At 67.4% G+C, this 7,327-nt stretch carries 7 protein-coding genes; 4 read left to right on the top strand and 3 right to left on the bottom strand.

Annotated elements, in window-relative coordinates:
* Positions 1-331: 331 nt before the first annotated feature.
* The 4 genes from ACU18_RS02840 (at position 332) to ACU18_RS02825 (ending at position 4,247) form a co-directional block, all read left to right on the top strand.
* Positions 332-1,897: an NCS1 family nucleobase:cation symporter-1 gene (locus tag ACU18_RS02840; protein ID WP_050684029.1), complete on the top strand. Its 1,566-nt coding sequence runs from the start codon at positions 332-334 to the stop codon at positions 1,895-1,897.
* A 27-nt stretch (positions 1,898-1,924) separates the two neighbouring features.
* A complete protein-coding gene (locus tag ACU18_RS02835) occupies positions 1,925-2,677 on the top strand; it encodes an aspartate/glutamate racemase family protein (protein ID WP_050684028.1) in 753 nt (250 codons plus the stop codon).
* Positions 2,678-2,692: 15 nt separating this feature from the next.
* Positions 2,693-3,454, top strand: a complete 762-nt coding sequence (locus tag ACU18_RS02830) for an SDR family oxidoreductase (RefSeq protein WP_050684027.1) — start codon at positions 2,693-2,695, stop codon at positions 3,452-3,454.
* Between the two features lie 67 nt (positions 3,455-3,521).
* Complete coding sequence (locus ACU18_RS02825) at positions 3,522-4,247, top strand: Pr6Pr family membrane protein (RefSeq protein ID WP_197273502.1); 726 nt, start codon at positions 3,522-3,524, stop codon at positions 4,245-4,247.
* Between the two features lie 8 nt (positions 4,248-4,255).
* On the opposite strand, the gene ACU18_RS02820 is transcribed toward ACU18_RS02825, so the two are convergent.
* Genes ACU18_RS02820 through ACU18_RS02810 form a run of 3 tightly spaced genes read right to left on the bottom strand, consistent with a single transcriptional unit; the run spans position 4,256 to position 7,296 of the window.
* Positions 4,256-4,633, bottom strand: coding sequence for a sterol carrier family protein (locus ACU18_RS02820; RefSeq protein WP_050684026.1), 378 nt, complete (start codon positions 4,631-4,633; stop codon positions 4,256-4,258).
* 28 nt (positions 4,634-4,661) lie between these two features.
* On the bottom strand, positions 4,662-5,684 hold the full coding sequence (locus ACU18_RS02815; RefSeq protein ID WP_050684025.1) for an asparaginase: 1,023 nt from the start codon (positions 5,682-5,684) through the stop codon (positions 4,662-4,664).
* A 37-nt stretch (positions 5,685-5,721) separates the two neighbouring features.
* Positions 5,722-7,296: a molybdopterin-dependent oxidoreductase gene (locus ACU18_RS02810; RefSeq protein ID WP_050684024.1), complete on the bottom strand. Its 1,575-nt coding sequence runs from the start codon at positions 7,294-7,296 to the stop codon at positions 5,722-5,724.
* Positions 7,297-7,327: the final 31 nt, after the last annotated feature.

The following is a 7,327-nucleotide window of genomic DNA, read 5'->3' as shown; positions in this document are numbered from 1 at the left end:
ATCTTCTCCTGCAGCCACGGAGGCCTCATTTCATCGTTGAATGATTGGCGACTGTTTTTCATGATGTGAGAAAACAATCTTGCACAACGAGATTATCCAGAGGGGCCAAGCCGGTCAACCGGAGCGGTGGTCCGCGGGGTTCCGTAGGCGAGATACCGCTTGCCCACCGATTGTGACCGCCGGCATGCCTGATCAACCTTGACCGAAGGTGATACAGATCATACTATTATTTCACTATTCAATATCTTGATTCCGCATTGTGGAATAACAGCGAGGGTCATTCGATCCGGTCTCACCACAGCGGCAGTACTCCCAGAATTGGAGCCCCCCAATGCAGACCAACCCCCCGGTCGGCGTCGAAACTGCAGACCTGACAGCGCCGTCAGTGCTTCCCACCCACCCCTCCGCTGGCGGTGATGCGCTCTGCGAGGCCGCCAGCGCCGCCTCCGGCGTCGAGATCAGTCCCACTCTCTACAACGCGGATCTTGCCCCCACCAAAAAAGCCGGCCGCAGCTGGTCCGGCTACAGCATCTTCACTCTGTGGGCCAATGACGTGCACAGCCTGGGCAACTACGCCTTCGCCATCGGCCTGTTCGCCCTGGGCCTGGGCGGCTGGCAGATCCTCCTGGCCCTGGGCATCGGCGCCGCCCTGCTGTTCGGACTGCTTAACCTCTCCGGCTTTATGGGCGTGAAGACCGGGGTTCCCTTCCCGGTCATGAGCCGCATCAGCTTCGGCATCCGGGGCGCACAGATCGCCGGCCTGCTCCGCGGCGCCGTGGCCGTGGCCTGGTTCGGAATCCAGACCTACCTCGCGTCCGTGGTGTTCCGCGTGATGCTGGTGGCCATGGTCCCGTCCCTGGCCGACCTGGACCGGAACTCCATCCTGGGCCTGTCCACCCTGGGCTGGATCGCCTTCGCCATCCTCTGGGTGGTGCAGCTGGTCATTGTCAGCTTCGGCATGGAAATGATCCGCAAATACGAGGCTTTCGCGGGTCCGGTCATCCTGGCAACCATGGCGGCCATCGCCGTGTGGATCTTCATCGAAGCCGGCGGCGCCATCGCCTGGTCCGCCAACAACGCGCTGGAGGGCCCCGAAATGTGGCTCACCATTTTCGCCGGCGGCTCGCTGTGGGTCTCCATCTACGGCACCTTCGTGTTGAACTTCTGCGACTTCACCCGCTCGGCGAAGTCGAAGAAGGCAGTGGTCCGGGGCAACTTCTGGGGCATCCCCATCAACATGCTGCTGTTCGGCGTGATCGTGGTGGTGATGGCCGGTGGCCAGTTCAGGATCAACGGCACCATCATCCAGAGCCCCTCGGACATCGTCCAGACCATCCCCAACACGCTGTTCCTGGTCCTGGCCTGCCTCGCCCTGCTGGTCCTGACCATTGCCGTGAACCTGATGGCCAACTTCGTGGCCCCCGTCTACGCCCTTACCAACCTGTTCCCCAAGCGGCTCAACTTCCGCAAGGCAGCAATCGTCAGCGCCGTGATCGGCCTGGTGATCCTGCCCTGGAACCTCTACAACAACCCGCTGGTCATCCTGTACTTCCTGGGTGGCCTGGGCGCACTGCTGGGCCCGCTGTTCGGTGTGGTCATGGCCGACTACTGGCTCATCCGCCGCGGCAAGGTCAACGTTCCCGAGCTCTACACCGCGTCCCGCGAAGGCGCCTACTTCTACAAAAACGGCGTCAATCCGCGGGCCATCACCGCAATGGTCCCGGCGGCTGCCGTGGCGCTGCTGATCGCCTTTGTTCCTGCGCTGGCCGCAGCCGCCCCCTTCGCCTGGTTCTTCGCCGCAGGCATCGCCGCAGTGGTGTACTTCTTCGTCGCAGACCGCGGGCAGCGACTGGTGGACCAGGACGGCGAGGCCATCGCCGTCGCCAGCACGCACTGACCGCCCACCCTCCAGCCAAGGAATCCCATGCGCATACTCGTTGCAAACGTCAACACCACCTCCTCCATGACCGAGGCGATTGCCGCCCAGGCCCGCAGCATTGCGGCGCCCGGGACGGAGATTGTGGGCCTCACCCCGAGGTTCGGTGCGGACTCGTGTGAAGGAAACTTCGAAAGCTACCTGGCGGCGATCGCCGTGATGGACGCCGTGACCTCCTACCCCGAGCCGTACGACGCCGTGATCCAGGCCGGCTACGGCGAGCACGGCCGGGAGGGGCTGCAGGAGCTCCTCGACGTTCCGGTGGTGGACATCACCGAAGCGGCGGCCAGCACCGCGATGTTCCTGGGCCACAAGTATTCGGTGGTCACCACCCTGGACCGCACCGTCCCGCTGATCGAGGACCGGCTCAAGCTCGCCGGGCTGGACGCCCGCTGCGCCTCGGTGCGGGCCAGCGGCATGGCCGTCCTTGAGCTGGAAGAGGAGCCGGAACGCGCGGTGGAGGCCATCATCGGCCAGGCGCTGCGGGCTGTCACCGACGACAAAGCGGAAGTCATCGTCCTGGGCTGCGGCGGCATGGCCGGACTGGATGAGGAGATCCGGCGGCGCGCCGGCGTGCCGGTAGTGGACGGGGTGGCGGCAGCGGTGACCATTGCCGAGTCCCTGGTCCGCCTGCGGCTCTCCACCTCCAAGGTGCGGACCTACGCTGTGCCGCGGCCCAAGACCGTCATAGGCTGGCCCCTGAACAGCGCACCGGTGGACGCCGCGCGCCAGGGCAGCTAGGTACAGGAGATCGGCGTGGAGAGTCCCCATCCCAACGGACGCGTGGCAGTGGTCACCGGGGCCGGCTCCGGCATCGGCCGGGAAGTTGCCCGGCAGATGCTGGCCGCCGGCTACCGGGTGGCCCTCGCGGGCCGTCGCCGGGAGCCGCTGGACGACGCCGCCGGCGGCCATCCCGCCGCGCTGGTGGTGCCGTGCGACGTCACCCGGCCCGACGCCGTCGAACGCCTTTTTGCGGACGTCCTGGGCACGTGGGGGCGCGTGGATGTCCTGTTCAACAATGCCGGCGTCTTTGGTCCGGCGGCGGGCGTGGACGAGATCAGCCTGGCCGACTGGGACGCCACGGTGGCGGTCAACCTGACCGGGTCCATGCTGTGCGCGGCAGCGGCGGTCCGGGCCATGAAGGGGCAGGAGCCGCAGGGCGGCCGGATCATCAACAACGGTTCCATTTCCGCCCACGTGCCGCGGCCCAGGACCGTTGCCTACACCGTCACCAAGCACGCCATGACGGGGCTGACCAAAAGCATTGAGCTGGACGGCAGGGGCTTCGGGATCACCTGCGGGCAGATCGATATCGGCAACACCAGCACCGGGATCATGGACACCATCGGGGTGGGCTCCGGCGCGCTCCAGGCGGATGGCAGCCGCCGGGTTGAACCGATGTTCCCGGTGGCCGACGCCGCCCGGGCCGTGCTGATGATGGCGGACATGCCGGCCTCCGCCAGCGTGGGTTCCGTGGTGGTCACGGCCGCGGGAATGCCGTTCGTGGGCCGCGGCTGAGCCTGCACCCGCAGGAATCCGGGCCGGCTTCGGCCGCCCGGGAACCGATGTGGCCTAGGATCAGGCCATGACCGCAAACAAGGGACTGGCTCTTTTCCGCACCTGGTTCGCGCTGCTGGGCTTCGTGGCAGTCCTGTTCCAGTTCCTGTACCTGATGCAGAACGTCCCGGGCGCAAGCGCCGGCAACTACTTCAGCTACTTCACCATCGAGTCCAACATCATCGCCTTCGTCACGCTGGGCATCGCCGCCTGGTTCGCCTGGAAGGGGGCGAGCCCCCGCTGGCTGGAACTGCTCCGCGGCGCCGCCACCGTGTACATGACCATCACCGGAATCACGTACAGCCTGCTGCTGAGCGACGTGGACGTGAACACACCACTGCCCTGGGTCAACGTGGTGCTGCATTACACAGTGCCCACCATCATTGTGATCGACTGGCTGGTGGACCTGCCCAAGACCAGGATCTCCATCAGGACCTCGCTGCTGTGGCTCGCATTTCCGCTGGCCTACCTGGTCTACAGCCTGATCCGTGGCCCCTTCGCCGACTGGTACCCCTACCCGTTCCTCGATCCCCGGCTGGGCGGCTATGGCACCGTGGCCGTGATGTCCGTCCTGATTGCCGTGGCGGCGTTCGCCTTTGCCGTGATCGCAGCGTTGTCCACCCGGCTGCAGAACCTGGTGCCGCACCCCGCCACCGCAGCGGCAGGGAGCAGGGTGGCCGGCACCGGGCAGGGCCCGGACCGGATTACCGGCACTGGTCCAGGTACCGCCACAGGTCCCGGCAGCGTCAGCTAAGGCAGCAGCTAAAGGGGCAGCAGCGCCGACAGGTCCGCGCGGAGCCCGGACGCTGCCACCTTCCCTGCCGCGACGGCGTCTGCCCAGCGGATCCTGCCGCTGACCATCCCCAGCCAGGTGGCGGCGTCGCACTCTATGACGTTGGGCGGGGTGCCGCGGGTATGCCGGGGACCCTCGACGCACTGGGTGACGCCGAACGGCGGCACCCGCACTTCCACGGAGTTGCCGGGCGCGCGGGCCGTGACTTCCTCCAGTGAATACCGCACCGCCGTTGCGAGTGTCTGGCGCGGAACCGCTGCGTCCGAGGGGGCTTCCTGGGCGCGCTGCCAGGCGGCGAGCGCGGCAGCGCCTTCCTCAAGATCAATCCGACGGCGGGCTATGGCCATGCGTCGGGCCTCCTTCCGGTGGGGTGGGTCAGGGCTGGTCCAGCAGGGCGGACACCGAAGGGCCCAGCCGGATCTGGCCCACGGGCCGGCCACCGCCCAGGACGGGTTCCACAACTTTGGCCAGGACGTCCGCCACCTTATCCGGGTCCACGGCACCTGCGGCCGCGAGCAAGGTCAGCGCCACCAGCGAGGTGGCCCGGAGGTTGCCGTCCAGGACCTTGATGGCCACGGAAACGCCCTGCGGCGTGGCCATGGCCAGGACGCCTTCCGCCCCGATCTTGGCGATGACTTCCAGGTCCTCCATCACCACGGTGTTGGCCTCGCCCTTGCCCTGCACTGCCCATGGGTAGTCCAGCATGGAGGTGGCAATGGTGGCGGCCCGGGCGTTGGAGTGTTTGTCCCCGGGGGCCTTGGCCAGCTGCGAGTACGCGCGGGCCAAGCCTTTCAGGGACAGTGCGGCCACGGGGGCGCCGCAGCCGTCAACACCCAGGTGCGCGATCCGTTCTTCGGCGTTTTCCTCGATGGCGGTGCGGACAGCCTGCTGCAGCGGGTGGTTGGGCTCAAGGTAGCTGGCGGTGTCCCAGCCGTTTTCGGTGCACGCCCAGAGGAACGCGGCGTGCTTGCCGGAGCAGTTGAACGCCAGCCTGGACCTGCCGCGTTCGGAGCGGACCAGCCAGTTCCGTGCGGTTTCGTCCTGTGGCCAGGCCTCGGGGCAGAGCAGCTGGTCCTCCCGGACGCCCGCGGCCTTCAGCATCCCGGACACCACATCCATGTGGTCCAGGGACCCGGTGTGGCTGCCGCAGGCCACCGCCACCTGGGCGCCCCGCAGCGGGACGCCGCACTGCATGGCGGCCAGGGCCTGGAACGGTTTGAGGGCCGACCGGGCATAGACGGGGGTGGTGATGTCGCCCAGTTCCGTGACCACGGAGCCGTCCGCCGCGAGGAGCACGGCGGAGCCGAGGTGGCGGGACTCCACAAAACCGCTGCGTTCAATAACGGCCAGTTCGACGGCGGAGTCCACGGTGAAGGTGGCGTGCGGGTTGTGGGGCATGCTGCTTAGTCTATGGTCCGGCCGGGCCTGCACCGCGCTACTGGACGGTGACCATCACGGACTGCCAGCCGGATGCGCCGTCCGGCACGGGGTCGGCGCGCTGGTCCGTCTGGACCTCGCCGGTGCCGTCCGTTGCCCGGACCTTGATGTAGTGCGGGCCCGGGGTGGCGTCCCACTGGTAGGACCACTGCCGCCAGGTGACCAGTGAAGCCTCCGTGGACAGCTCGGCTTCCGCCCAGTCGTTGTTGTCGATCTGGACTTCCACTTTGGTGATGCCGCGGGTCTGCGCCCAGGCGGTGCCGCCCACGGCGACCTTCCCGGCCGGGACCTTAGCGAAGGACTTGGGCACGTCCACCCGCGCCATGGTCTTGATGGGTCCGCGCTCGGACCAGCCGCGGTCGGTCCAGTAGGCCTTGCTGTCCGCGAACCGGGTGACTTCGAGGTCAACCACCCATTTGGTGGCGGACACAAAACCGTACAGGCCCGGGACCACCATCCGGACGGGGTAGCCGTGCTCCAGGGGCAGCGGTTCGCCGTTCATGCCGATGGCCAGGATGGCGTCCCGGTCATCCTGCAGGACTTCCAGGGGCGTGGAGGCGCTGAAGCCGTCAATCGAGGTGGAAAGGACCATGTCGGCACCGTCCAAGGGCTTGGCCCGGCGGAGGACTTCGCGGATGGGCAGGCCCAGCCACTTGGCGTTTCCGGCCAGGTTGCCGCCCACGGGGTTGGACACGCAGGTGAGGGAGACGTGGGTTTCGATGAGTTCGGCATCCAGCAGGTCCTGGAACGTGAGCCGGACTTCCTCTTCCACCATGCCGTGGATGCGCAGCTCCCAGTCGGCGGCGTTGATCTCGGGGACGCTGAGCGCTGTATCAATCCGGTAGAACTCGTTGTTGGGGGTCAGCCAGGACGGCATGCCGGCCACCGGGGACTGCACGCCCTCGGGAACTGCTGCGGCAGCCTTGGCCGGGGCGGGCAGCTGCATCGCGCTGCGGGCCTGGGCAATGTTGCTCCTGGCCGCGCTGAGCAGCCGGCCGCCGGTTGCCGCGATACCCGCACCAACGGCGGTGATGCCGGCCGCGGCAAAAAACCTCCGCCGGCTGGTGGCGGGCCGCCCGTCGTCCGCGGACTGGTCGGCGGGGGCTTCGGGCCACGCCTTCAGGCGCCACAGGGGAGCCACAAGCAACCGGAGGACCACCAGGCCGGCCAGGGTGCCCAGGATGCTGGGGATCGCGTCGACAGGGTTGACGCCGGCGCGGGTCACCACGGCGCCCACAATCACGGCGCCCATAAACAGGACGCCCAGGACACCGAGCGCCCATTTCCGGAACGCCACCACACCCAGCACGCAGGCCAGCAGCGCAATGGTCACACCCATGCCGGCGAACAGGGCCGCCTTGTCATTGGTGCCGAACGTGGCGATGGCGAAGTCCTTCATCCACGGCGGCGTGAAGTCGATGAAGGTTGACCCCAAGGCAAAGAGCGGGGTTGCCCTCGCCGTGAAGAACGCTCCGATGAGTTCTGCCACTGCCAGCACGACGGCGGCAGCCACCACACCTGCCAGCGCCGCCATGGCGGTGGTTCCCTTGGGCCAATTCCGTTGCGTCTTCATGTCAGCTATTCGGAGTGGCGGGTGCCGCGGA

It is taken from the genome of Arthrobacter sp. ZBG10 (genome assembly GCF_001238605.1).
In the GTDB taxonomy this organism is placed as follows: domain Bacteria; phylum Actinomycetota; class Actinomycetes; order Actinomycetales; family Micrococcaceae; genus Arthrobacter.
This window is presented reverse-complemented; position numbering and strand designations above follow the sequence as displayed.

Coding starts and splice junctions, on each gene's coding strand:
- ACU18_RS02840 (WP_050684029.1), top strand. CDS start 332: ATGCAGACCAACCCCCCGGTCGGCGTCGAAACTGCAGACCTGACAGCG.
- ACU18_RS02835 (WP_050684028.1), top strand. CDS start 1,925: ATGCGCATACTCGTTGCAAACGTCAACACCACCTCCTCCATGACCGAG.
- ACU18_RS02825 (WP_197273502.1), top strand. CDS start 3,522: ATGACCGCAAACAAGGGACTGGCTCTTTTCCGCACCTGGTTCGCGCTG.
- ACU18_RS02820 (WP_050684026.1), bottom strand. CDS start 4,633: ATGGCCATAGCCCGCCGTCGGATTGATCTTGAGGAAGGCGCTGCCGCG.
- ACU18_RS02815 (WP_050684025.1), bottom strand. CDS start 5,684: ATGCCCCACAACCCGCACGCCACCTTCACCGTGGACTCCGCCGTCGAA.
- ACU18_RS02810 (WP_050684024.1), bottom strand. CDS start 7,296: ATGAAGACGCAACGGAATTGGCCCAAGGGAACCACCGCCATGGCGGCG.